This is a genomic window from Streptomyces sp. NPDC050534, assembly GCF_044457745.1.
GTDB lineage: Bacteria > Actinomycetota > Actinomycetes > Streptomycetales > Streptomycetaceae > Streptomyces.
Genome location: NZ_JBITHF010000003.1, coordinates 1 through 25,022 on the forward strand (window position 1 = coordinate 1; position 25,022 = coordinate 25,022).

A 25,022-nucleotide genomic window follows, 5' to 3' on the forward strand; every position below is an offset into this window, starting at 1 on the left:
CGCGGCCCCCATGCAATTCGCGGGGTTCGACCCGTTCTGCCGGGTGTTCCGATGGTTGTTCTGATCGGCTGCGCCGAGCCGCGGGGCCGGGCGCTGGTGACCCGCGCCGGTCCACGCTGCGTCACGGCGCGAACGCGAAATTCGGCTCGAACTTCTCGTACTGAACATCCCCGCGATGCCCGTCAATTGAAGGCGTCGGGCGACCCGCTGTGACCAGATCACGTTCATCCCGTTGTTCCTGTGTCGTGACGGGTCTCCTGTTGTCTGCCTATTTGTCATGCACGCGAAGGGTTGCGTTCAGTCCGTGGCCCGTCCGGCTGCGTGAGCTTTCACGTGTCCAAGAGGCCTGCGAGGCAAGGGAGTTAGCCGATGACCGGAGCAAGCTCGCCAGACCGACGCCGCTTTCTGACCACCGGCACCGCCGTGCTCGGCGCCGCCGCCTCCGCCATGCTCTGGCTGCCGGGCACCGCACGGGCGGCCGAAGGCACACTGCCCGACGGGGTCTTCAGCCTCGGGATCGCCTCCGGTGACCCGCTGCCCGACGGCATCGTGCTGTGGACCCGGCTCGCCCCCGACCCGCTGGCCGGCGGCGGGATGCCCGACCAGGTGGTCCCGGTCGAGTGGGAGATCGCCGAGGACGAGGGGCTCGGGAAGACGGTGCGCCGGGGCGTCGCGCAGGCCCGCCCCGAATACGGGCACAGCGTCCACGTGGACGTCCGCGGCCTGCGCCCGGACCGCGCGTACTGGTACCGCTTCAGAGCGGGCGGCCAGCTCTCGGACACCGGCCGCACCCGCACCGCCCCCCACCCGCACGCCAGGAACGGCTTCCTGCGCGTTGCCCTCGCGTCCTGCCAGAACTGGCAGCACGGCTATTTCACGCCGTACGCCGACATGGTCGAGCAGGACCCCGACTTCGTCCTGTTCGTCGGCGACTACATCTACGAGTCCACGCCGTCGTCGGCGGGTCCGCGCCGGCACGAGGGCACGGGGGAGCCGTACACCCTGGAGCAGTACCGCAACCGGTACGCGCAGTACCGCACCGACCCCGACCTGCTCAGGATGCACGCCAGTGCGCCCTGGGTGGTCACCTTCGACGACCACGAGGTCGACAACGACTGGGCCGGCGAGGTCCCGCAGGACCCGGACAAGCAGCCCCACGACGCGTTCGTGGCCCGGCTGACGGCGGCCTTCCAGGCGTACTACGAGCACATGCCGGTCCGGGCGACCGCGATCCCGAACGGCCCGCACATCCAGATGTACCGCCGCCTGGAGTTCGGCCGCCTCGTGCGTCTCAACGTCCTCGACACCCGGCAGTTCCGCAGCGACCAGGCGACTACGCAGGCCGGTGCCGAGGACCCGTCGATGACCATGCTGGGCGCCGAGCAGAAGACCTGGCTGGTGGACGGGATGCTGGACTCGCCCGCCCGCTGGAACCTCGTCGCCTCGCAGATCATGATGGCCGAGACCGACATCCTGCCCGGCGAGGGCAAGCTCTGGTACTACGACGCCTGGGACGGCTACCAGGTCGAACGCAACGCCCTGCTGGAGGAGTTCGCCGACGTCCGCAACCCGGTCGTGCTCAGCGGCGACCGCCATCTGACGATGATCAGCGACCTCAGGACCGACTACTCCGACCCGGACTCCGAGGTCGTGGGCGCCGAGTTCGTCGGTACGTCCATCTCCAGCAACGGCGACCAGGACCAGGCCGCCTTCCACGCCCAGTGGGACCCGCTGAAGGCGGACAACCCGCACTGGAAGTTCATCGACGCCCACCGGGGCTACCACCTCTTCGACATCCACCGCGACGGCATCGACGCGCAGGTGCGGGTGATGGACACGGTCGTGCGGCCGCAGGCGACGCCGAGCACGGTGGCGCGGCTGCGGGTGGAGAACGGCCGGCCGGGCGTGGAACTCGCCTGAACGCAATGCCGAAAAGCCGGTGCGTGAAGCAGGTGTGAGACGGGCCTGGGCTCATCCGGGTTCCAGGCCGCTCTCAGGTAAGTCTCAGGTGTGAGTCTTACCCTCCCTTAACCATGGAGATCGACTGTACGAGAGATGACGGCCGGGCGAACGACCCCGTGGGCCCCGCCCAGTTGCCCCCAGGCACCCGGCTGCTGCACATCGGCCCGCACAAGACGGGGACGACCTCGATCCAGGGCGCGCTGTTCGCCGCGCAGGACCGGCTGCCCGCGCACGGAGTCGAGTTCCCCGGGCACACCCGGCACCCCATGGAGGCGGCCCTCGCCGCCGTCGCGCGGCCCGGGATGATGGGTGACGCGGTGCCGACCGAGCGGCACTGGACGACGCTGGTGCGGCAGGTGCGCGAGGCCGGTGACCGCACGGCCGTGGTCAGCAGCGAGTTCTTCGCCGACGCCGAGGACGACGAGACGATCGCGCGGATCGTCGGGCAGCTCGGCGGCGACCGCGTGCACGTCCTGGTCACCCTGCGCCCGCTGGCGAAGATCCTGCCCTCGCAGTGGCAGCAGTACGTGCAGAACGGTCTGCGGATGGGCTACGGGGACTGGCTGGAGCACATGCTCCGCAAGGCCCCGTACGAGCAGCCCAACCCCAGCTTCTGGCGCCGGCACCGGCACGACGGGCTGGTCGCGCGGTGGGCGCGGGCGGTCGGCACGGAGCGGATCACCGTCGTCGTGGTCGACGACCGGGACCGCGGCGGCCTCATGCGCACCTTCGAGGCGCTGCTCGGGCTGCCCGCGAATCTCCTTCAGCCCGTTCCGGACACGGCAAACCGTTCGCTTACTCTCGCCGAGACCGAAATGCTGCGAAATCTCAACAGGGAATTCCGCGGCAATGGGCTGCCGGACGAGCTGTATTCCAGGCTGGTGCGTAACGGCGCGGTCATGCATATGAAGAATTCGTGCAGCCCCGCACCGCAGGACGTGAAGATCTCGACGCCGCGGTGGGCGGCCGAGGCCGCCGCCGGGATCGCCGCGGAGATGATTGACGCCATCACCCGTACGGGCGTACGGGTGGTGGGTGACCCTGCGCTGCTGTCCACCGTCCCGGAGCCCGCGGGTGAGCCGCCGCAGGAGCCGCGCATCGCTCCCGAGGTGGCCGCCCAGGCCCTGTACGGCGCGCTCGCGGCGGCCGCCGAGGTGCCCGTACGGCACAGCACCCCCGCCAAGTCGCGCACGGTTCACCAGACGTCCTCGGTGGAACTCGTGAAGGTGCTCGGCCATCGCTGTCTGAGGAGGCTGCGCCGCCACTGACCGGCTGTGCAGTTACTCACAGCAACGCACCGCCATTCCGCGGGAGCCCGCCGAGGGCGCCCCCGGCGTCACCAGCAGTTCAAGGTGAATGCAAGATGGCGCGTACATATGCGGTGAACGGCGCTCACCTTGCACAGCGGTAACCGCAAGTGGGACCATTTCCCCGTTCCCTGACGCCCCAAGGTAGGTCCTCTGTGTCCCAGCACATAGCCAAGCCCCGTACCACCGCAGTGATCCTGGCCGGTGGCACCGGCCAGCGGGTGGGTCTCTCGATCCCCAAGCAGCTGCTGAAGATCGCCGGCAAGGCAGTGATCGAGCACACCCTGACCACCTTCGAGAACGCCGACTCGATCGACGACGTCATCGTGCTGATGGCGCCGGGGTACGTGCCCGACGTGGAGAAGATCGTCGCCAAGGCCGGGTTCACGAAGGTCAAGAAGATCATCGAGGGCGGCTCGACCCGGAACGAGACCACCGAGCGCGCCATCGAGGCCCTCGGCGAGGGCCTGGCCCAGGGAGAGGACCTCAACGTCCTGTTCCACGACGCCGTGCGCCCCCTGCTCGCGCAGCGCGTGATCGACGACTGCGTGACCGCGCTGGAGCGCTACCAGGCCGTCGACGTCGCCATCCCGTCCGCGGACACCATCATCGTCACGCGCACGCACGGCGAGGACGGCGAGTTCATCACCGAGATCCCGGACCGCTCCCGGCTGCGCCGCGGCCAGACGCCGCAGGCGTTCAAGCTGTCCACGATCAAGCGGGCCTACGAGGTCGCGGCCGGCGACCCGAACTTCCAGGCCACGGACGACTGCTCCGTCGTGCTGAAGTACCTGCCGGACGTGCCGATCCACGTCGTCGCGGGCGACGAGTACAACATGAAGGTCACCCAGCCCGTCGACGTCTTCATCGCCGACAAGCTGTTCCAGCTCGCCTCGACGGCCGCACCCGAACAGGTGACCGAGGATGCCTACCGTGCGCTGCTGACCGGCAAGACCGTCGTGATCTTCGGCGGCTCGTACGGCATCGGCAAGGACATCGCCGAGCTCGCCGAGTCCTACGGTTCCACGGTGTACGCGCTCGGCCGCTCCACCACCGGCACCCACGTGGAGAACCCGGAGGAGGTCGACGACGCGCTGTCCAAGGCGTACGCGGAGACCGGCCGGATCGACTACGTCGTCAACACCGCGGGCGTGCTGCGCATCGGCAAGCTGGCCGAGACCGACAACGCGACCATCGAGGAAGCGCTGAAGGTCAACTACCTGGCCCCGGTGCAGATCGCCCGTTCCGCCTACAAGTACCTGGCCGAGACCAAGGGCCAGCTGCTGCTGTACACCTCCAGCAGCTACACCCGCGGCCGCGCCGAGTACAGCCTCTACTCCTCGACCAAGGCCGCCATGGTGAACCTCACCCAGGCCCTGTCCGACGAGTGGGCGGGCGACGGCATCCGCGTCAACTGCATCAACCCGGAGCGCACCGCGACGCCCATGCGCACCAAGGCCTTCGGCCAGGAGCCCGCGGGCACCCTGCTCTCCTCCGAGGCCGTCGCGCGCACCTCGCTGGACGTGCTGCTGTCCGAGCTGACCGGGCACGTCATCGACGTCCGCCAGCAGGACCCGACGGCGGGCGCGGCGAAGGCCTCCGGCTTCGAGCAGGCGCTGGCCTCGGTTCTGGACCGACAGGACGGCGTGTAATAATCGACGGGAATTAGCCTTACGTTATTCAGGCCTCTGCTTTCCGGTGTCAATGCTCTGCATTGACCGGGTGAACGCAGGGGCCTGAATCCGTACACCCGACGAATTACCGCACACCCTGCGCAGTCCAGAACAAAACCGGCACTCCCCCCTCCCAGAGCAGGTTCTCCGTGATATCCACCGCTATTCGCGTCGCCCGAGTGGGCAGCGCGGCTGAGCTGGCCGCGGCGGCACTCATGATGCTGGGTTTCCCGGCGCTCATGCTGGCCGCGCTCGTCCCGAGCGTCTACGCCTTCGCGGCCGCGGCCGCCGTCACGTATCTGGCGGACCACTATCTGCACCGCAAGGGCAGCTACCTGGTCAACCGGCTCAGCAAGGTCCGTGCCGGCCTGTCGATCCGCTTCCTGATCCGGCAGCTGCTGCTGATACTGCTGCTGGCCCGGATGTCGCTCGCGGACAACCTGATCTACTACGGCGCGGTCGCCTGCTTCATCGCCTTCTACGGTCTGCAGGCCCCGCACGGCGCCCTGGTCACGCTGATCCGCAACCGCCGCCGGATGCCGGTCGCCACCCGCAACGTGGATCTGAAGTCGCGCATCCGCATCCCGGACGCCCCGCCGCGCTTCCTGCTGGACCGCTCGGCCGAGAAGATGCTCCACCTCGACCTCGCGGCCGTCGTCGGCATCCTGGTCTCCGCGGCGGCCGACTCCTCCGTGCCCGGCTTCATCGGCATCGGCGTCACCCTGTTCCTCGGCTGCCTGTACGTCCTGGCCCTGGTGCCGTACGTCCGCGGCGGGAAGATCCCGCCGAGCGCGGAGAAGGTGCTCGCGGCCGTCGACGACTGGCTGCGGGAGTACAAGCCGGAGACGGTGCTGTACTTCTCCGGCTCCAAGGACTCGGCGTACCAGGTCAACATGTGGCTGGAGACCATGGAGCAGCTGGACTCCAGGCCGCTGGTCATCCTGCGTGAACGCGTCATCCTGGCGAACCTGGCCCCCACCACGGCGCCCGTCGTCTGCGTGCCCGGTGGTGTGCACCTGATGAACATGGAGCTGTCGACCGTGCGCGTCGCGCTGTACGCGGCCAACGTCGGCAAGAACATCCACATGCTGCGCGTGCCCACCATGAAGCACGTCTTCATCGGCCACGGCGACAGCGACAAGCTCGCCAGCGTCAACCCCTTCAGCAAGGTCTACGACGAGGTGTGGACCGCCGGCCGCGCGGGCCGCGACCGCTACGCCATCGCCGACGTCGGCGTCCGCGACGACGACATCGTGGAGGTCGGCCGCCCGCAGCTGGCGCCGATCGAGACCTGGCAGGGCGTCCCCGAGGGCCGCGTCCCGACCGTGCTGTACGCGCCCACCTGGGAGGGCTGGGACGGCAACCCGGGCAACACCTCGCTCGTGCTGGCCGGCGAGAACATCGTGAAGAAGCTCGTGAAGGCCGACCCGCCGGTCCGCGTCCTGTACAAGCCGCACCCCTTCACCGGCACCGTCAGCAAGGAGGCCGGCACCGCGCACCGGCGCATCATGGCGCTGGTGGAGAAGGCCGCCGCCGAGCGCGCCGCCGACTCTCGCTCCGCCGCCGACGCCGCCGCCCAGGAGCAGGCCAAGGGCGACCTGGCCCGGATCGACGCCCGCCTCGCCGAGCTGTCCGGCTCCGGGGGCGACCGCGGTGACGAGGCCGAGGCCACGCGGGACGGTGTGGCCGACGTCGAGAAGTACGAGGAGGTCGCCCGGCTGCGCGGCGAGTGGAACGACGCGTACTGGCGTTCCTTCGGCAGCTTCGAGCACCGCGTCATCACGGGCGCCGAGCCGCGTCTGTACGACTGCTTCAACGTCTCCGACGCGATGGTCTCCGACATCTCCTCCGTGGTCTCGGACTTCATCGCGAGCGGCAAGCCGTACGCGGTCACGGACTCCGCCGAGCTCGGCGTCGAGGAGTTCAAGCGGCAGAACACCGCCGTGCGAGCCGCGGTGATCCTCTCCAACAGCTCCGCGGAACTGGGCGAGTTGCTGGCCGCCGTGCGGACCCCGGACGCCGACCCGCTGGCGGAGGACCGCAAGGAGCTGAAGAAGTACCTGCTCGGTCCCGACGAGCCCACCTCCATCGAGCAGTTCAACACCGCGGTGGCGGACCTGGCGCTCAAGGCGCACACGCGCAACCTCGGCCAGGAGTCCCGGACCGCGGGCGGCGCGGCCGGTGCGGACGAGCTGTCGGACCAGCTGTCGCCCGCGCAGCCGGTGCCGGCGGCGGGGGAGCCGGACGGCACGAAGCAGCGCTGACGGCCACCACCCTCACGTAGGAGCCCGGCCCCGGGGAGCGATCCCCGGGGCCGGGCTCTATCGCGTTTCTTACCCCATGGCGCACCGCATCCTGAGCAACTCTCACCGGCGATACGTACCTTCCGGTGACCTGTGTCACCAATGTCGATCAGTGAGGCAACCTCCTCGAGTGAGCACCCGTCTAACAAATTGCGAATATGTGGATTCGGGGGAAATGCACCTTGACCAAGGGGGAAATGTGACCGGCGCGCAGCCTGATGTCAGCGTGATCATCGGGGCGTACGAGGCGATGCCGTATCTCGTCGAGTGCCTCGCATCGGTGGAGGCACAGACCATCGACCGGGGGCGCATCGAGGTCATCGCGGTGGACGACGGCTCCACGGACGGCACGGGGGAGTACCTGGAGGACTTCGCGGCGCGGGCCGCCATGCCGGTGACGGTGATCCGGCAGGACAACTCCGGCGGCCCCAGCGGGCCGCGCAACGTCGGGCTCGGCAAGGCCGCCGGGCGCTACGTCTTCTTCCTCGACGCCGACGACCGGCTCGGACCGGAGGCGCTGGAGCGGATGGTCGCGATGGCCGACCGCAACGGCACGGACGTGGTGCTCGGGCGGGTCGAGGGGATCAACCGCAAGCCGCCGCAGTCGATGTGGGGCAAGACGCTCGACCGTACGGACGTCTTCTCCTCCAACATCAAGTTCACGCTGAGCGCGCAGAAGCTGTTCCGCCGTGAGCTGCTGGAGCAGCACGGGATGCGGTTCGACGAGTCGCTGTGGACCGGCGAGGACGCGCTGTTCACGATGGAGGCATACCTGCGGGCCAAGGGCGTCTCCGTGATCGCCGACCACACCTGCTACTACCTGGTGGGCCGGGACGACGGCAAGCACGTGACGAAGAGCGGGGGTTACTCCCTGCGCTTCGACTCCGCCCGCGCCCTGATGAACCTGATAGCCGAGCACGTGCCCGCCGGGGAGCGCCGGGACGCGCTGCTGGTCAGGCCCTTCCTGGTGACGCTGCTGCCGCAGTTCGGGCCCAAGTACCTCAAGGACAGCGAGCAGGTGCGGCAGCACAAGTTCCAGCTGGCGAAGCCGCTGATGCAGGAGTTCTGGAGCGAGGGCGTGGCCCGCCGCCTCAAGGTCGAGGAACGGCTGCGCCTGCACCTCGTCGCCGAGGAGAAGCCCGAACTCCTCAAGGAGGTCGTCGAGTTCGTCAAGGCGAAGAAGCAGGCGCCCGCTCTCCTGGAGAGGCGCGGCCGCCACGTCTACCTCGTCTACCCGCACTTCCGCAAGGCCGCGGCCGCCGTCCCCGACACGATCTACCTGGCTGCCCCCCGCGAGGCCCGGGCCTTCCCCGGCTACCGCGAACACTCGGCGGGCGGCACGCTGCTGCGCCGCGCGGCGCGCAGGGCCCGCCGGGTGCTCAAGTCCCGTGACGCGGCGGCGCGGACGCGCCCGCCCGGCGGGACCGCGGCGGCGGCCTGAGTCCGGCCTACTGCTTGCCCGACTGCAGCGCCTTGCGGATCGGGCGGCCCACCACGCGGCGGGCGCGGCGGTACACGGATGCGGAACCCGGGGCCGGCTTGCCCCCGCCGCGTTCCAGCTCCCGCTTCAAGTGGGCGTTGTCCAGGGTCAGTTCGGTGATACGGGTCTGGAGCCAGCCGAAGCGCGAGGTGAGCGAGGAGATGTCGGCGTCGTTCCATGGCCGGATGCCGGGCGGGAAGGCCAGCGAGCGCATGCGGGCGTCGAAGGACGCGCCGCCGTCGCCGTGGGAGAAGGTGTTCTCCAGGCCGTTGCGGTCCAGGAAGGCCGTGAACCGCTCGAAGCGCTCCAGGTGACCGCCGGTCAGGCCGGTGAAGTCGGCCTCCTCGTACAGCCGCGCCGGGTCGAGCTCCGGGGTCAGCTTGTCGATGCGGCGGTGCGGGATGTCGAAGTAGCGGCACAGCTCCAGCGTCCGTGAGTCGCCGCACAGCACCGTCGCGGGCGTGCCCGCGAGCAGCGCCGCGATGTTGCCGTGGATGCGGGAGCCGAAGGAGAAGTCGTAGCCGCGCAGGTCGTCGATCCAGGTCACTGGGTCGATGTAGACCCGCACCTTGTCCTCCCGGAACATCGGGTGGTCCGGGTGCGTCGGGATCGCCGTCACCTGCGCGTTCGGGTGGGACAGGTCCCGCCAGTGCAGCTGCCGCGCGTCGCTGAGGTTCTGGCCGATGAAGGTCAGGTGCGGATAGCGGGCGTGGGCGCGGTCGACGACCTGGTCGAGACCCTGCTTCTGCACCGCGCTGTGCGAGCCGTTGACCGCGATCCGGGAGTCGGCGGTCAGCTCCGGCACCTTCTTCTGGACGCTCAGCTCCTTGCCGTACATGAAGAGCGACGGGCACCCGATGACCTCGACGTCCCGGTATCCCAGGCCCTTGAGGTACTGCTCGGTGAACTCGCCGCGCACCCCGATCGACGCGCTGCGGTCGAGCACCGCGGAGACGAACGCGCGCACCGTCTCCTCCATCGGCTTCAGCCGCGCCGCGTTGTAGTTCAGCCCGGCCTGCGCCCCGATGCCCAGCACCACCACGGGGATCCGCAGCCTGCCGATCAGCCGCGTCAGCCGCTTCAGCGACCCCTCGAACGAGGGCCGGAACGCGTTCGCCAGTGGTACGACGAAGGCGTCGTACTCCTCGTTGATCCGCTCCGCCGCGGCCGCCTCGGTCCGCATGCCGTTCGCGACGACCTCGGTGCCCGGTGTCTCGAGAATCTTGTGGGAGGCGTCACTGAAGATCAGATTGCCGGAGTTGGTGGCGATGACGTCCTGGTGGAGAGCCTCCTCCACGGGAAAGACGTCGAAAGGGCTCTTGCCCGAGCGCAGGAGGATGCGCTTCACACGGCGGTCTCTGGATTGCACAAAGTTCAACCTAGATTTGCCTGCACTTTGATTTCTATAGACAACCAGTGCAACCTTTTTGCCGTAAGCGACGTGTGATCACGCAGTTACGTCGTGCCTGTCCGGGGACTGGACCGGCGCGCGGGAGCCGGTCCCCTTCGCGTAGATTGCCGGGCGGGGATGCCCGAGTGCGAGGGGACGGAAGAGCAAGGTGGCAGGGGCAAGGCAGGGCGTCATCGAGGCCCGCAGGATCGTCGTCAAGGTGGGTTCCTCGTCGCTGACGTCCGCCGCGGGCGGCCTCGACGCCGACCGGGTCGACGCGCTCGTCGACGTTCTCGCCAGGAGCCGCAGCGGAGGCGAGAAGGAGATCGTCCTGGTCTCCTCCGGTGCCATCGCCGCCGGCCTCGCCCCGCTGGGACTGCGCCGCCGCCCCCGGGACCTCGCCCGCCAGCAGGCCGCCGCCAGCGTCGGCCAGGGACTGCTCGTCGCCCGCTACGCCGCCTCCTTCGCCCGCCACGGCGTCCGCGTCGGCCAGGTGCTGCTCACCTCCGACGACATGAGCCGCCGCGCCCACCACCGCAACGCCTCCCGCACCCTCGACAAGCTGCTCGCGATGGGCGCGTTCCCGATCGTGAACGAGAATGACACCGTCGCCACCGACGAGATCCGCTTCGGCGACAACGACCGGCTCGCCGCCCTCGTCGCCCACCTCGTCCACGCCGATCTGCTGGTCCTGCTCTCCGACGTCGACGGCGTCTACGACGGCGACCCCAGCAAGCCCGGCACCTCGCGGATAGCTCAGGTGCGGGGACCGGAGGACCTGGCGCACGTCGAGATCGGCAGCGCGGGCCGGGCCGGCGTCGGCACCGGCGGCATGGTCACCAAGGTCGAGGCGGCCCGGATCGCGGCCGCGGCCGGCATCCCGGTCGTGCTCACCAGCGCGATCCACGCGGCGGACGGGCTGAGCGGCAAGGACACCGGCACCTACTTCCACCCCGCCGGCAAGCGCTCCGCCGACCGGCTGCTGTGGCTCCAGCACGCCTCCACCCCGCAGGGGCACCTGACCCTGGACGACGGTGCGGTGCGGGCGGTCGTCGAGCGGCGCACATCGCTGCTGCCGGCCGGAATCGCCGCCGTGGAGGGCGAGTTCAGCGCCGGGGACCCGGTCGAGCTGCGGGACGGCGAGGGGCGCGCGGTGGCCCGCGGGCTCGTCAACTTCGACGCCAAGGAGATCCCCCAGCTGCTCGGGCGTTCGACGCGGGAGCTGGCGCGCGAGCTGGGCCCGGCCTACGAACGCGAGGTCGTACACCGCGACGACTTGGTGATCCTGCATCCCTGACCCCCGTCAGGGACCGAAAACAGGGGGAACGCCCCGGAAATCGGCCCGTCCCTGAGGTGGACGTTCCGCAAAACCGCCCCACGGGCCCTTGCGGCCTGCTCAACTTTGTCTCAGGGACACATTCCGCACGAGCCCTGCTCGACCGTCGCGTGAAGGAGGCCATCGTGAGACGAGTGCGCCCTGGGACGGCGTCCCGCGGCGGCGTCAAAGGCGCCACCGCCTCCCGGGCGGCCGGCGAGGAGCGCGCCCTCACGAGCGTCGCGGCGGGGACGCGGTACGAGGAGCCGGCCGACCTGCCCCGCCTGTGGCACGTCACCCTCAGCGTCTCCGGCGAGGAGGCCCCGCTGAAGGAGGTGCGGCGCGGCCTCGAACAGCTCGCCCACGATCACCCCTTTCTGCTGACCAGCCGCTATGCCAACGATCACGCGGAGATCCGCTACTGGGAGGAGGCCCGCGACCTGCACGACGCGGCCGCCGTCGCGCTGCGTCTGTGGGGCGAGCACCGCCAGACCGCCCAGCTGCCGCCCTGGGAGATCGTCGGCCTGGAGGTCATCGACCGGGAGACCTACCACCAGCGCGTCGCCGAGGGGTACGGCCCGCCGCCCGCGAGCCCGGTGGGCGTGCACCCCTTTTGAGACCCCTTGGCCGGGTGTCTCGGGGTGTGGGATGTCCGGTGAACGGTCCTCCGCGGCGCACTACTCTTCCCTCATGACCACGCTTTCGCCGTACGACTCCATGTCCCCGGTCACGCAGGCCGCCTACCGCGCCAAGGCCGCCGCCGCGGACCTCGCCCCGCTGCCCCGCGCGGAGAAGGACGACGCGCTGCTCGCCGTCGCGGACGCCCTGGAGGTCCGTACGAGCGAGATCGTCGAGGCCAACGCCAAGGACATCGCCAAGGCCCGTGCGGCCGGCACCAGCGAGGCCATCGTCGACCGGCTCACCCTCACCCCGGAACGGGTGCGCGCCATCGCCTCCGACGTGCGGGACGTCGTCGCGCTGCCCGACCCGGTCGGCGAGGTGGTCCGCGGCTCGACCCTCCCGAACGGCATCGACCTGCGCCAGGTCCGCGTCCCGCTCGGCGTCGTCGGCATCATCTACGAGGCCCGCCCGAACGTGACGGTCGACGCCGCCGCGCTCTGCCTGAAGTCCGGCAACGCGGTCCTGCTGCGTGGCTCCGCCTCCGCCTACGAGTCCAACACCGCCCTGGTCCGGGTCCTGCGGGACGCCGTCGGAGGCGCCGGACTGCCGGCCGACGCCGTCCAGCTGGTGCCCGGCGAGAGCCGCGAGAGCGTGCGCGAGCTGATGCGCGCGCGGGGTCTGGTCGACGTCCTGATCCCGCGCGGCGGCGCCTCCCTGATCCAGACCGTCGTCTCCGAGTCCACGGTCCCGGTCATCGAGACCGGCACCGGCAACTGCCACGTCTACGTCGACGCGCAGGCCGACCTCGACATGGCGATCGACATCCTGATCAACTCCAAGGCCCAGCGGGTCAGCGTCTGCAACGCCGCCGAGACCCTCCTGGTCCACCAGGACATCGCCCCCGAGTTCGTGCCGCGCGCCCTGGACGCCCTCGCCGAGGCCGGGGTCACCGTGCACGCCGACCCGAGGGTCCTGGCCTACGCGAAGGACTCCAAGGCGACCGTCGTCGAGGCCACGCCGGAGGACTGGGACACCGAGTACCTCTCCTACGACATCGCCGCCGCCGTGGTGGACTCGCTGGACAAGGCCGTCGAGCACATCCGGCTGTGGACCTCCGGCCACACCGAGGCGATCGTGACGACCTCCCAGCAGGCCGCCCGCCGCTTCACCCAGCTGGTCGACTCCACCACGGTCGCCGTGAACGCCTCGACCCGCTTCACCGACGGCGGCCAGTTCGGCTTCGGCGCGGAGATCGGCATCTCCACGCAGAAGCTGCACGCGCGCGGCCCGATGGGCCTGCCGGAGCTGACGAGCACGAAGTACATCGTCACCGGGGACGGCCACATCCGGCGCTGACCGGAGCCGCGAGGCGGGGGCGCATATGCGCTGGGCATGCGCTCCCGGTACGCGCCCGTGCTGCACGGGAGATGTCTCAGCAGGCGGATGAATTTCCATACCGTCTGCCCAAATTGACCCCCCAGGTCTACTCTGGAGACGTGCCGGAGGACGTGGGGGGCACGCCGTTCCCTGACGGCTGGGAGCCCGACGACGACCACGACCGCGGGGTGTCGGACGAAGAGTTCGCCTCCGTGGTGTTCGACGAGGCCTTCGTACGGGCGGCAGCCGTCCATGAGCCGACCGCCGTGGAGCGCCTCCTGGCCGCGGCGCAGGCGAGAGCGGAGGCCTCCGAGGCGGAGGCCCGCCGGGCCCACGGCCGCGGCAAGCGCTACGAGGACGGGTACCGCCCCGGCGACGGCACCGGTTTCGGCCATGATCCCGACCTCGACGACCCGGACGACACCGACGTCCTCGACGGCCGCTACGGCACCACGGGGACGTACGGAAAGCAGGTCCGCTGGCACCGCCCCGTCGCCTGGATGCTCGCCATCGTGATGGGCATAGGCATGGTCGCGCTGGCCTTCGCCGCGGTCTACCGCGGTGCCTCCTCGGGCAGCCGCGAGCAGGTGCCGCCGCCCGCGTCGACCGGTCTGGAACAGGGGAGCGCGGCGCCGCCCTCCGCCTCCGCCGACACCGGCCAGCCGGCCATCTCGGTCATCCCGCGCACCCCCTGAGCGGCGCCCGGAGCACGGCCTTGGCACGTGCGTCCGCGTCCTGGCCCGATCCTGGTGAGAACCTGTCAGAAGTTGTCGTGCGCCCGGGCGTTTACCCCGGCTCCCGGAGACCTACCCTGAAGATATGGGCGGGCCTGGAGACCCACCTGAGGGGACACCCGAGGGCGCCCCGGCAGGTGGTGAGGACGAGTACCGATCCGTCGTGTTCGACGAATCGTTCGTCCGCGCTGCCCGCCTCCAGGAGTTCTCCGCGCAGGAGCGCATGGCCGACCACGCGCCCGCCGTACGCCGCCGCCCGCCGCTGCGCCGTGGCCTGTCCCGGCAGGCGCTGATCCTGGTCCTGCTGATCGCGGTGGCCTTCGGCACCGCGATCTACATGGGCGTACGCCACCCCTACCAGACGCCCTCCGCCCGGCAGCCCGTCGAGCCCCTGCGGATGACCGTCATCCCGCTCTCCCCCCAGGGCAAGGTGCCCGGCGCGACCGATCCCGAGTACCTGTACGCGCACAGCCCCGCCGCGCAGTTCCGCGTCGGTGCCGAGGGCATACCGCTGCCGGCCTCGCGGCGCACCGCGCACTTCTCCGACAGCCAGGTGGTGGCCGCCCTGACCACGGCCAAGGACTACATCGTGCGGTCCGCGCTCGACCCCGAGGTCATCTCCAGCCAGGACGTCCGCGCGGTGCGGGTCATGCTCAACGGCGACCAACTCGACCAGTTCGACCAGAGTTTCGAGCATCCGGTGGCCGACGGCCGGCATCAGCCCACCGGATGGCTGGTCCGCTTCGACCAGACCCGCGCCCAGCTCGCCGACAGCAGGATCCGGGTCCAGGGCACGCTGCAGGCAGCCGAGACCGACTCCGCCACCCTCGAGGTCACCGCGGACCACACCTTCGTCTACGCGCTGAAGCCGACCGGCTCCGACGCCAAGGCGCTGGCGTCCCTCTTCACCGTCCGGCGCGAGCTGCACTTCCGCTTCGACCGCGACGACCTCCGTCTGCACCAGGCCCAGCTCGTCGTCTCCTACGTCCAGGCCGGCCCGCTGTCCTGCGCCGAGGACTCCACGAACCATCTGCACCCGCTGCTGGCCGGGCAGACGGCCCGGGCGGGCGGCCCGGCGGGCACGGACCCGTACGCCACCAGCGGGTTCACGGCCCTGTGCGGGTCGCTCGCGGTGAGCGCGCAGCCGAAGGTGTGAGACCTGCTCCGCCCGCTTCCCGGTGGCTCAGTCGTCGCCCCGCGGCGGTGTGTCCTTGGGCGGTGTGCCGTCGGGAGGCGTGTCCGCGGAAGGCGTGTCGGCCGGCGGCCGGTCCTCGCGCGGCGCCGAGCCGGTGAAGCCGTCGAAGCCGCGCCGTACCCGGCCGCCCAGGCCGCCGGCCCCGCCGGCGATATCGCTGACCAGCTTCATCAGCGGGTCCTTGGAGCCCTTGACGTTGCTCGCGTAGCTCGCCGCCGACTCGCGCCAGGAGTCCGAGACCGAGGCGTCCTTGTCCTCGTCGCGGCGCGGGTAGTGGCCGTCCATGATCCGCTGGAAGTCGCGGGACTCGGCCCACTTCTTCAGCTCGGCAGCGCGGATGGTGGTGAAGGGGTGGGTCCGCGGCAGCAGGTTCAGGATCTTCAGCACGGAGTCGCGCAGGTCGCCGCCCGCCTCGTACTCCTCGGCCTGCTTGAGGAAGGCGTCCACGTTCATCTCGTGCAGGTGGTTGCCGCCCGCGATCTTCATCAGGCCGCGCATCGAGGCCCGCAGGTCCTGCCCGGCCAGCAGGCCGGCCCGGTCCGCGGACAGCTCCGACTTGCGGAACCACTCGCGCAGCGCCGTCACGATCGCCATGATCGCGAGGTTGCCCAGCGGGATCCAGGCGATCCGGACCGCGAGGGTGGTCAGGAACAGCAGGATCGTGCGGTACACGGCGTGGCCGGACAGGGCGTGACCCACCTCGTGCCCGACGACGGCCCGCATCTCCTCCTCGTCGAGCAGTTCGACGAGACCCGTGGTGACGACGATGATCGGCTCGTCCAGGCCGATGCACATCGCGTTCGGCTGCGGGTCCTGGTTGACGTACATCGGCGGGACCTTCTCCAGGTCCAGGATGTAACAGGCGTCCCGCAGCATGTCGTTGAGGTGGGTGAACTGCTGGTCCGAGACGCGCACCGAGTCGGACAGGAACAGCAACCGGAGGCTGCGCTCGGGCAGCAGCGCGCTGAGCGCCTTGAAGACCGTGTCGAAGCCGCTCAGCTTGCGCAGCGCGACCAGCGCGGAGCGGTCGGCGGGGTGCTCGTACGCACGCGAGGAGATCCCCGGGAATCGTCGGCGTTGCCTGCTCGGAACGTGCTCGTGTCCGTTGTGCTCGTGGCCGTCGTCGGACATGTGTGTCCCCCATGTGCGTGTGAGTGGCCCTTTGCGGACCCTTGTGCGGCCCTTTGCGCCCCCGAAGCAAGGCCCAGCCTAGGCGGAGTTACCGTGGACGGGCACTACACCGAAGGAGTCCAGCACCATGGAGCACACTGCCGCAGCCCTGTGGCTCGTCCAGGCCGCGAGCGCGTCCCCGCACCAGGGGCCGGGGAATCTGCTCCGGATCGTGCTGGTCGTGATGATGGTGGGGTGCGCGCTGACCGGGTGGTTCCTGTTGCGGGGTTACAAGCAGAAGGACGACTGAGGGCCTTCCCGGGTTCCCCGACGGCGGAGTCGGCGTGATCGCCACAATGGCGCCCGCTTACGATTGGCCGACATCTTCATCCCGCCCACACCGGATAGGTTCTGCCGATGACGAGCTTCCACGCTGCCGCCGCTCAGTTGGTCACTCTCGCTGCCGAGGGCGAGGAGCACGGCGGCAATCACGAGAGCCTCAGCCCTTACCTCACCGGCGGCGGCGCCCTGTTCATCCTGCTGCTCCTGCTGTGGATCACCACCCGCTTCAACCGCGATCGCTGAGCCCCCGGGCCGCTGCCGAGGACCGGTCCGCCCGGTCCTCTCAGGCAGGGCCGGTAGGGTCTGCACGCATGGGAGAGCAGGACATGCCTACCGGCCCGTCGAACCCCGGCAAGCGCCGCCTCGGCGTCATGGGCGGAACGTTCGACCCGATCCACCACGGGCACCTCGTGGCGGCCAGCGAGGTCGCTGCGCAGTTCCACCTGGACGAGGTGGTCTTCGTGCCGACCGGCCAGCCGTGGCAGAAGACGCACCGCCACGTCTCCCCGGCCGAGGACCGTTATCTGATGACGGTGATCGCGACCGCCGAGAACCCGCAGTTCTCGGTGAGCCGTATCGACATCGACCGGGGCGGCGCGACGTACACCGTGGACACGCTCCGTGATCTGCGCGCGCTGAATCCCGACACGGACCTGTTCTTCATCACCGGCGCCGACGCGCTCGGCCAGATCCTCACCTGGCGGGACTCGGAGGAGCTGTTCTCCCTGGCGCACTTCATCGGCTGCACCCGGCCCGGCCACCACCTGACCGACCACGGCCTTCCCGAGGGCGGTGTCTCGCTCGTCGAAGTTCCGGCGCTGGCCATCTCCTCCACAGACTGCCGTGCGAGAGTCGCCAAGGGAGACCCCATCTGGTACATGGTGCCGGACGGAGTCGTGCGCTACATCGACAAGCGCGAGCTGTACCGCGGCGAGTGAGCCGAGAGGGGCACCGGTGAACGACCGATACGACGCGGGCTACGGCGACCACGAGGACCAGTACGAACTCGTCGGCTACGACGAGTACGGCCGGCCCGTCTACAGACAGGCCACGCAGCAGCAGGCGCCGCAGCAGCCGTACGACCCGTACGCGCAGCAGCAGGGCTACGGATACGACCCGTACGCGACCGGTTCGCAGCAGCAGATCCCGCAGCAGTACGACCCCTACGGCACCGGACAGCAGCCCGTCACGCCGCCCGCGCCGCCCTACGACCCCTACGGCACCGGCGCGCCCCAGGGCGGCGCGCCCCAGGCGCCGTACGACCCCTACGGGCGGGCCGCGGCCAGTGGGCAGCAGCCCCGGGTCGCCGAGCAGACCGCCTACATCCCGCAGCAGGCGAGCCCGGGGGAGCGGGCGCAGGAGGCGTCGCCGGCCGAACGGGACTACCGCACCGAGCAGTTCGACTTCGTCGAGGAGCCCGACGGCGACTCCGAGGACGTCATCGACTGGCTGAACTTCACCGAGAACCGCACCGAGCGCCGCGAGGAGGCCAAGCGCCGCGCCCGCAGCCGCCTGGTCGCCCTCGTCGTCGTGGTGGCCATGGTCGCGGTCGGCGGCGTCGGCTACCTCTGGTACGCCGGCAAGCTGCCGGGCCTGTCGTCGTCCGGCTCCAAGAAGGGCGGCACCGCGACGGCCGCGGGCGCCCAGAACCGCGACGTGATCGTCGTCCACCTGCACAACACCAAGGGCGGCGGCACCTCCACGGCCCTGCTCGTCGACAACACCACCACCAAGCAGGGCACCACCGTGCTGCTGCCCAACTCCCTTTCCCTGACGGACGACGACGGCACCACGACCACCCTCGCCAAGTCGGTCGACGGGGACGGCTCCTCCGGCACCCGCGACTCCCTCGACACGGCCCTCGGCACCGACATCGAGGGCACCTGGCGGCTGGACACCCCGTATCTGCAGAACCTGGTCGACCTGATCGGCAACATCGAGGTCGACACCAACGCGGACGTACCGGACCCGGCCGCCAAGAAGAAGGGCGCCGAGCCCCTCGTCCACCAGGGCAAGGACCAGACCCTCAGCGGCAAGTCGGCCGTCGCCTACGCCACCTACCGCGCCCCCGGCGAGGCCCAGAACGCCCAGTTGGAGCGGTTCGGCCAGGTCATGGCGGGCGTGCTGCGCAAGATGTCCTCCGACCCGACGGCCGCGACGACGACCGTGCAGACCCTCGCCCAGATCCTCGACCCGTCGCTCACCGACAAGGACCTCGGCACCTTCCTCGCCAAGCTCGCCGACCTCGCCAAGGGCGGCGACTACAAGACCGCACTGCTGCCCGTCCAGAGCGACGGCACGATGAGCGCGCAGGCCAGCGCCAGCGTGGTCAAGGACGTCCTCGGCGGCGCGGCCAAGAGCCCCGACCAGGGCTCCGCGGTCCGGGTCTCCGTGCAGAACGCCACCGGCGCCAAGGGCAACACCGACAAGGCCCGCGTGGTCCTGCTCAACGGCGGCTTCACCTTCCTCGAGGGCGGCACCGCGGGCACCACGTCGGCCACGTCCAAGGTCGTCTACACCGACGCCAAGGACAAGGCGAACGCCACCGAGGTCGCCAAGACCCTGGGCCTGCCGGGCAGTTCCGTGGCCAAGGGGAAGACCACCTCGAACGCGGACGTCTCGGTGATCCTCGGCCAGGACTACAAGCCGTCCGCGTCCTGACGGACCCGTGCGGCGGCGGGCGCCCCGCGTGATCTTTCCATCACGTGGGGTACGCCCGGCGGTCCGTGAGACCCTTGATGTCAACCGACCGCCGACCGAAAGCCACGTAGTGACCGCCACTGACCGTTCCCTCGAGCTGATCCACACCGCCGCCCAGGCGGCCGCCGACAAGCTCGCGCACGACATCATCGCCTACGACGTCAGCGACGTGCTGTCGATCACGGACGCCTTCCTGCTCGCCTCCGCGCCCAACGACCGCCAGGTCAAGGCGATCGTGGACGAGATCGAGGAGCGGCTGCAGAAGGAGCTCGGCGCCAAGCCGGTGCGCCGCGAGGGCGACCGCGAGGCCCGCTGGGTCCTCCTCGACTACGTCGACATCGTCGTCCACGTCCAGCACAGCGAGGAGCGCGTCTTCTACGCCCTGGAGCGGCTGTGGAAGGACTGCCCCGAGCTCGAACTGCCCGCCGACGCCAAGGCCACCCGCGGCAAGGCCGAGGAGCACGCCAGGCACCAGGCCGCCGAGGAGGCGACCGACCTCGGCGGTGAGTGGTGATGAACGCCACTGGTGAGGTGTCCCCCGGCAAGCCCGGCCGGGGACGCCGCGTCATCCTGTGGCGCCATGGCCAGACCTCCTGGAACGTGGAACGCCGCTTCCAGGGCACCACGGACGTCGCCCTCACCGAGACCGGCGTGGCCCAGGCCCGCCGCGCCGCCCGGCTGCTCGCCTCCCTGGCGCCCGACGCGATCGTCGCCTCCGACCTCCAGCGGGCCGCGAACACCGCGGCCGAGCTCGCCGAGCTCACCGGCCTGGAGGTCGCCCACGACGAGGGGCTGCGCGAGACGTACGCGGGCGTCTGGCAGGGCCTGACGCACGAGGAGATCATCGAGCGGCACGGCGAGGAGTACGCCGCGTGGAAGCGCGGCGAGCCGGTCCGCCGCGGCGGCGGCGAGCTGGAGACCGAGGTGGCCGAGCGCGCCGCCCCGGTAGTGGTCCGGCATGCCGAGAAGCTCCCCGACGACGGCACGCTCGTCGTGGTCAGCCACGGCGGGACGATCCGCACCACCATCGGGCGTCTGCTGGGCCTGGAGCCCCGCCACTGGGAGAGCCTCGGCGGCCTCTCCAACTGCTGCTGGTCCGTCCTCGGCGAGGGCGCCCGCGGCTGGCGCCTGCTGGAGCACAACGCCGGCACGCTGCCCGAGCCGGTACTCGGTGACGACGACTAGCGGATTTCACTTTCCGGCAGGTCGCAGGCTAGAGTTCTTCTTGTTCGTCCCGCCGAGCGGGAAGAACCTGATGGGGCTATAGCTCAGTTGGTAGAGCGCCTGCATGGCATGCAGGAGGTCAGGAGTTCAATTCTCCTTAGCTCCACAACAAGATCCCGTCTCCGTCAGGAGGCGGGATTTTCTGTCTGTTCCTGTACGACGTGAGTCACTTGCGGTCCCGAAGGCGTATACCTCTGTGGAGGCGCTCTCGGCGTGCGTGTCCGTACTGGTACTCAGGCGTCGCTGACCGTATTGGCCCGGCCGTGGCAGAATCAAACGGCCGGAAGGGAGCGCGGCCCGACGGGAGGGAGCTGTGATGCCTGCGAGCATCCTCGAGGAGGTCGGCCACCTCCTCGAAGCGGCGTCTGCACGGGACACGGTCATCCGTCTGAGCTGCCCTTCCTGCGGTTCCGCCCATGTCGCGCAAGTCCTCGGCGACAACGGCGGAGTCTCCTACGTGTGCACGGCCTGCGGCCACAGCTGGAGCTGATCGATGGGTGCACACAGGCGCAAGTGCGATTGGTGCGGCAGCGGCACGCCGATCGTCCGCGACATGGAGCCGGTCAACCCCGACTACCAGTACTGGTGCGAGGAGTGCGCGAGGGCGCTGATCATAAAAGGCGACCCGATCGAGACCTACCGTGAGCTGGAAGGGGAGCCGATCTACGGCCGTCTGCTCGAGGAGCACTGCACGCTCAAGCGGTTCTACTCGTTCGTCACCGCGTGACGTGCCGGCCCTGCCCGGGGCCACGGAAACGATTTGGTGTTGCACCCGGTGGACCGTGTAATGTTGGCGTCGCCGCCGGGGAAACCGGGCGGACCAGAGCACGGGGCTATAGCTCAGTTGGTAGAGCGCCTGCATGGCATGCAGGAGGTCAGGAGTTCAATTCTCCTTAGCTCCACGGCAGATCCCGCCGGATCGTGAAGATCCGGCGGGATCTTTGTTTGTGCGGGGGCAGTTGTACGCGGCTCAGCGGCCGAGCGCGCGCCGCCCGCGCCCCTGGGAGAGCACCGGCAGGTTGCGGGAGGGTGCCCGGTCGCGCGGCGCCTCCTCCTCGATGCGCAGGGCGAGTGCCGGGCAGCGGCGCACCGCACGCAGTGCCTTGGCCTCCGCGTAGCGCGGCACCTGGGCCTGGGCGACGGTCGGGAAGCCGTCGGCGCCGAGTTCGAAGACCTCCGGGAGGATGTCCGCGCACAGGCCGTGGCCCCGGCACAGGGTCCAGTCGACGTAGATCTTCTGACGGCTGGCGCCGGTCTCCGCGGGCTCCGCGCCGCCCGTGATGCCCGCGGGCATCTGGCCGCCCTCGAAGAGCGGCAGAACGCCCTCCACGGGCCGTCCGCAGCCGTTTCCGAGGACGTGCGCCGCGAGGTCGTCGGTGAAGGCCTTGATGGTCGACTCGAGGAACATCGCGGAGCCGTCCGGATGCGAGCACGCGCCGCGCCGCTTCACGTTCTTGGCGACCTGTTTGAGGGCCTCCAGGGCGGCCGGGCCGCCGCCGCCCAGGATGTCCTCCATGCCGCGCGCGGCGGCCGGCAGGCCGAGGTAGCAGGGACCGCACTGGCCCGCGCTCTCCTCGGCCAGCCACTGCGCCACGCGCAGCGACTCGCCCAGCGGGCAGGTCTCCTGACTGATCGGCAGGATCGCGCCGGCGCCGAGCGAACCGCCCACCGCGTCCAGGGAGTTGCGGGAGACGATCGCCTCGTCGACCGTCGCCGCGTCGATCCACTTGCCGTGGTAGCCGCCGGTCAGCACGCCCTGGGGGACGGGCGGGGCACCGGCGAGCTGGAGGACGTAGCGCAGCGGGACGCCCGTGGGGACCTCGATCACCATGGGGCGGGCGACCGCGCCGGAGACCGTCAGCATGACGGTGCCCGGCTCGTCGTAGAGGCCGGTGTTGCCGTAGCGCTCGGGGCCGATGCGGGCGGCGATGGCGAGCTGGGCGAAGGTCTCGGCGTTCGACAGCAGGGTGGGCGCGCCGCCGACGCCGCTCTGCGAGGCGCTGATCTTGCGGCCGGGCGGGATGGCCGGGCCGCCGTCGATCGAGCGGATCAGGGAGGCGGCGGCGCCGGTGACCATACGGACCGGGTTGCGCTGGACCCAGGCCTTGAGTGCTGAGCGGCGTCCGTTGCTGAGGCCGCGTTCGGCGAGGGCGGCCTCCATCGAGCGCTGCGTCGACTCACGGGTGACCCCCACCACGAGCGTGCGGGCACCCAGTGCCTCCGCGACCAGCAGCGCCCCGTCCAGGATGAGATGGGGGGCGCGGTTGATCAGCACCGTGTCCTTGCGGCAGGCCGGCTCGTCCTCGCTGCCGTTGACCACGACGACCGGCCGTACACCGCGCTTGATCGCCGTCTCGGCGACCGAGCGCAGCTTCTTGTGGAAGGGGAAGCCCGCGCCGCCGCGGCCCTTCAGATTGATGTTCTCGGCGAGCTTCGCGAGCTGCTCGCCGCCCAGGGGTTCGAGCGGGCCGTGCACCTTGAGGTGCATGGACAGATCAAGTCGTTCGACAAGGTCGAAGCCAGACGTGAGTTGCGGAAGTCCGACCACGCGGACTTCTGGAACGTCGGGCAGGGCCTCGTTCACCTATAGCCTCCGGAAGGCGTGTTCCAAGGTTCGCCCGAACCCGGTGCGTCCCAGGAGGCACCGGGCGTCGATTCATCGGCGGGACCGCTGTTGTACGTGTCGTTCGAGTTGTACGTGCCGTACTGGGCGTTCGTCTCACCGGTGTCGTACACATCACTGTTGCGGTAGGCCGCGGCGCCCGAATTGTCATAGGTCGGGATGTTGTATGCGGTGTCCTGGAGCGGGTCGTACGCCGACGGGGGCGCCTCGCCGACGGGCGGGGGCGAGGGCACGGGCCAGCTGCCCGATGCGCTGTCGGAGGCGTCCATGCGCGGCAGCGACCCTGTGCTCTGGATGTGGGGCAGGTCCATGCGGGCGGTCTGGTCGGCGCCGTACTGCTGCCGGCCCGGCTGCTGCGGGGTGACGGCGCGGTAGGCGGCCGCGAAGCCGCCGGTGGAATCCGGGGTCATGGTGCGTGAGGACGAGGTGTCGTAGAAGCCGGCCGTGGAGGACGCCGCCGTGTCCATGGGGGACTGCCTGCGTGCCCGGGCGTTCTCGTAGCCCGGCAGTGCGGACGGCGTCTCGGCCGCACGCGCGCGTGGCGACGATCCCTCGGCCACGCGCGCGCGGCTGGCCTCCAGCTCCTCGCGGGCCGCCCCGGGATCGTTGCCCAGGAGCATCGCGAGGCGGTCGGCGACCTTCCGCTTGAACGGGCGCGGGGCCGAGCGCAGGGCGAGGGCCGCGGCGACCGCGACCACGCACAGCTCGTAGGAGACCATGAAGAAGGTCTTGGCCGGGCGTCCCGCGAACAGGCCGTGGATCAGGGCCGCGCACCAGGCCGGGTAGGCCAGCATGTGCATCGCGCGCCAGCGCGCCGCGATCGGCGCCGGGGAGGCGAACTGGTTGCGCAGGGCGCCGGTGATGCCGACGAAGATCATGAGGTACGCGGCCAGCGAGCCCATGCCGACGAGGGTGGCGCTGCCCGGGTTCGCGGCGCCGGTGCCCGAGAACAGCCAGCCGAAGGGGATCAGGGCCGCGACCCAGTCGGCGTGGTCCAGCGCGAGCTTGACTCCGATGTGCACCAGGAGGAAGGCGATCGAGGCGACGGCGGTCACCCGGTGGATGCCCTGGGCCACGAGGCGCTGGCGGATGTTGAGGATGAGCCGGTCCTGGGCCACCAGGCCCCAGATCACCGAGCAGGTGAGGCAGACGAGCGACAGGACGCCCGCACCGAAGTTGAGGAACTGCTGCAGCCAGTCGCCGCCGAGGATCACTACGGCGGGTATGAGCAGCAGCACGACAACCGACGCCACCCCGTAGGCCGACCGGCCGGGTTTGGGGAGCGTGCTGTTACTACGACGAGGGTTCATGGGGGCAACTCCGAGCAGTTTCGGGAAAGCGGTCCCGCTGCCGAACTCTAGGTGGCGCCATACCGATGGGTACGAGGTTTGAGTTATTGGGTTGTTATGCAAGGACAACGCAGTCGTTGTGATGTCCGGGTGTCGGGTGTTACGCGAAGTAACTTTTGACTTCTGTTCAGTTGATGTCCGGATGTGACACCGGGGCCAGAGACCCATACGGAAGCGCGTCGCATCGTGCTCAAGCGCTGCGGTACCCTAACCGCATGCGTGCCGTACGCCTTCTGCTTAGCGAGCCGCGCTGATCAGTCCCGACCGCCGGGCGACCCGGGTGGTCGGAATCGGCGCGGCGTCCCCTCCTGTGCGAG

At 70.1% G+C, this 25,022-nt stretch carries 22 protein-coding genes and 2 tRNA genes; 20 read left to right on the top strand and 4 right to left on the bottom strand.

Annotated features, from left to right (window positions below; genetic code table 11):
* The first annotated feature begins 369 nt into the window (after positions 1-369).
* From ACIBN2_RS11000 to ACIBN2_RS11020, 5 genes are all read left to right on the top strand, one after another.
* Positions 370-1,920: an alkaline phosphatase D family protein gene (locus tag ACIBN2_RS11000; protein WP_399133985.1), complete on the top strand. Its 1,551-nt coding sequence runs from the start codon at positions 370-372 to the stop codon at positions 1,918-1,920.
* Between the two features lie 113 nt (positions 1,921-2,033).
* Positions 2,034-3,230: a hypothetical protein gene (locus ACIBN2_RS11005; RefSeq protein WP_399133986.1), complete on the top strand. Its 1,197-nt coding sequence runs from the start codon at positions 2,034-2,036 to the stop codon at positions 3,228-3,230.
* 194 nt (positions 3,231-3,424) lie between these two features.
* Positions 3,425-4,921, top strand: coding sequence for a D-ribitol-5-phosphate cytidylyltransferase (locus ACIBN2_RS11010; protein WP_399133987.1), 1,497 nt, complete (start codon positions 3,425-3,427; stop codon positions 4,919-4,921).
* 200 nt (positions 4,922-5,121) lie between these two features.
* Positions 5,122-7,206: a hypothetical protein gene (locus tag ACIBN2_RS11015; RefSeq protein ID WP_399133988.1), complete on the top strand. Its 2,085-nt coding sequence runs from the start codon at positions 5,122-5,124 to the stop codon at positions 7,204-7,206.
* 238 nt (positions 7,207-7,444) lie between these two features.
* Entirely contained in the window at positions 7,445-8,686 is a 1,242-nt protein-coding gene (locus ACIBN2_RS11020) for a glycosyltransferase family 2 protein (protein WP_399133989.1), read from the top strand.
* A 7-nt stretch (positions 8,687-8,693) separates the two neighbouring features.
* On the opposite strand, the gene ACIBN2_RS11025 is transcribed toward ACIBN2_RS11020, so the two are convergent.
* A complete protein-coding gene (locus ACIBN2_RS11025) occupies positions 8,694-10,073 on the bottom strand; it encodes a polysaccharide pyruvyl transferase family protein (protein WP_399133990.1) in 1,380 nt (459 codons plus the stop codon).
* Positions 10,074-10,284: 211 nt separating this feature from the next.
* Between ACIBN2_RS11025 and proB the strand changes: the two genes are divergently transcribed.
* The 5 genes from proB to ACIBN2_RS11050 all read left to right on the top strand — a co-directional run bounded on the left by proB (position 10,285) and on the right by ACIBN2_RS11050 (position 15,318).
* A complete protein-coding gene (gene proB / locus ACIBN2_RS11030) occupies positions 10,285-11,412 on the top strand; it encodes a glutamate 5-kinase (RefSeq protein WP_399133991.1) in 1,128 nt (375 codons plus the stop codon).
* Between the two features lie 164 nt (positions 11,413-11,576).
* Complete coding sequence (locus tag ACIBN2_RS11035) at positions 11,577-12,047, top strand: hypothetical protein (protein ID WP_399133992.1); 471 nt, start codon at positions 11,577-11,579, stop codon at positions 12,045-12,047.
* 73 nt (positions 12,048-12,120) lie between these two features.
* Positions 12,121-13,407 carry a glutamate-5-semialdehyde dehydrogenase gene (locus ACIBN2_RS11040; RefSeq protein WP_399133993.1) on the top strand — a complete coding sequence of 429 codons (1,287 nt, stop codon included), beginning with the start codon at positions 12,121-12,123 and terminating at the stop codon, positions 13,405-13,407.
* Positions 13,408-13,547: 140 nt separating this feature from the next.
* Positions 13,548-14,123, top strand: a complete 576-nt coding sequence (locus ACIBN2_RS11045) for a hypothetical protein (RefSeq protein WP_399133994.1) — start codon at positions 13,548-13,550, stop codon at positions 14,121-14,123.
* A 124-nt stretch (positions 14,124-14,247) separates the two neighbouring features.
* Complete coding sequence (locus ACIBN2_RS11050) at positions 14,248-15,318, top strand: hypothetical protein (RefSeq protein WP_399133995.1); 1,071 nt, start codon at positions 14,248-14,250, stop codon at positions 15,316-15,318.
* 27 nt (positions 15,319-15,345) lie between these two features.
* Here the strand turns inward: ACIBN2_RS11050 and ACIBN2_RS11055 are convergent, their stop codons facing one another.
* Positions 15,346-16,488: a M48 family metallopeptidase gene (locus ACIBN2_RS11055; protein ID WP_399133996.1), complete on the bottom strand. Its 1,143-nt coding sequence runs from the start codon at positions 16,486-16,488 to the stop codon at positions 15,346-15,348.
* Between the two features lie 127 nt (positions 16,489-16,615).
* On the opposite strand from ACIBN2_RS11055, the gene ACIBN2_RS11060 reads away from it, so the two are divergent.
* The 10 genes from ACIBN2_RS11060 (at position 16,616) to ACIBN2_RS11105 (ending at position 21,635) form a co-directional block, all read left to right on the top strand.
* Positions 16,616-16,777 carry a hypothetical protein gene (locus tag ACIBN2_RS11060; protein WP_384260966.1) on the top strand — a complete coding sequence of 54 codons (162 nt, stop codon included), beginning with the start codon at positions 16,616-16,618 and terminating at the stop codon, positions 16,775-16,777.
* A 107-nt stretch (positions 16,778-16,884) separates the two neighbouring features.
* Positions 16,885-17,052, top strand: coding sequence for a hypothetical protein (locus ACIBN2_RS11065; RefSeq protein WP_399133997.1), 168 nt, complete (start codon positions 16,885-16,887; stop codon positions 17,050-17,052).
* 68 nt (positions 17,053-17,120) lie between these two features.
* A complete protein-coding gene (gene nadD, locus ACIBN2_RS11070) occupies positions 17,121-17,747 on the top strand; it encodes a nicotinate-nucleotide adenylyltransferase (protein WP_399133998.1) in 627 nt (208 codons plus the stop codon).
* Positions 17,748-17,763: 16 nt separating this feature from the next.
* Entirely contained in the window at positions 17,764-19,470 is a 1,707-nt protein-coding gene (locus ACIBN2_RS11075; RefSeq protein WP_399133999.1) for a LytR C-terminal domain-containing protein, read from the top strand.
* 109 nt (positions 19,471-19,579) lie between these two features.
* Positions 19,580-20,023, top strand: a complete 444-nt coding sequence (rsfS, locus tag ACIBN2_RS11080; protein ID WP_399134000.1) for a ribosome silencing factor — start codon at positions 19,580-19,582, stop codon at positions 20,021-20,023.
* Positions 20,023-20,694: a histidine phosphatase family protein gene (locus ACIBN2_RS11085; RefSeq protein ID WP_399134001.1), complete on the top strand. Its 672-nt coding sequence runs from the start codon at positions 20,023-20,025 to the stop codon at positions 20,692-20,694. Before rsfS ends, ACIBN2_RS11085 begins: the two co-directional genes overlap by 1 nt.
* 72 nt (positions 20,695-20,766) lie before the next feature.
* Positions 20,767-20,839 (top strand) — tRNA-Ala (locus ACIBN2_RS11090).
* A 210-nt stretch (positions 20,840-21,049) separates the two neighbouring features.
* On the top strand, positions 21,050-21,223 hold the full coding sequence (locus ACIBN2_RS11095; RefSeq protein ID WP_399134003.1) for a hypothetical protein: 174 nt from the start codon (positions 21,050-21,052) through the stop codon (positions 21,221-21,223).
* A 3-nt stretch (positions 21,224-21,226) separates the two neighbouring features.
* Positions 21,227-21,460 (top strand): hypothetical protein, encoded by a 234-nt coding sequence (locus ACIBN2_RS11100; protein ID WP_003976229.1) that lies wholly within the window; start codon positions 21,227-21,229, stop codon positions 21,458-21,460.
* Between the two features lie 102 nt (positions 21,461-21,562).
* Positions 21,563-21,635, top strand: a tRNA-Ala gene (locus ACIBN2_RS11105).
* Positions 21,636-21,703: 68 nt separating this feature from the next.
* Here ACIBN2_RS11105 and ACIBN2_RS11110 read toward each other — a convergent pair.
* A complete protein-coding gene (locus ACIBN2_RS11110) occupies positions 21,704-23,317 on the bottom strand; it encodes an NADH-ubiquinone oxidoreductase-F iron-sulfur binding region domain-containing protein (protein WP_399134004.1) in 1,614 nt (537 codons plus the stop codon).
* Entirely contained in the window at positions 23,314-24,666 is a 1,353-nt protein-coding gene (locus ACIBN2_RS11115; RefSeq protein WP_399134005.1) for a cytochrome b/b6 domain-containing protein, read from the bottom strand. The genes ACIBN2_RS11110 and ACIBN2_RS11115 overlap by 4 nt, the downstream gene beginning before the upstream one ends.
* Positions 24,667-25,022: the final 356 nt, after the last annotated feature.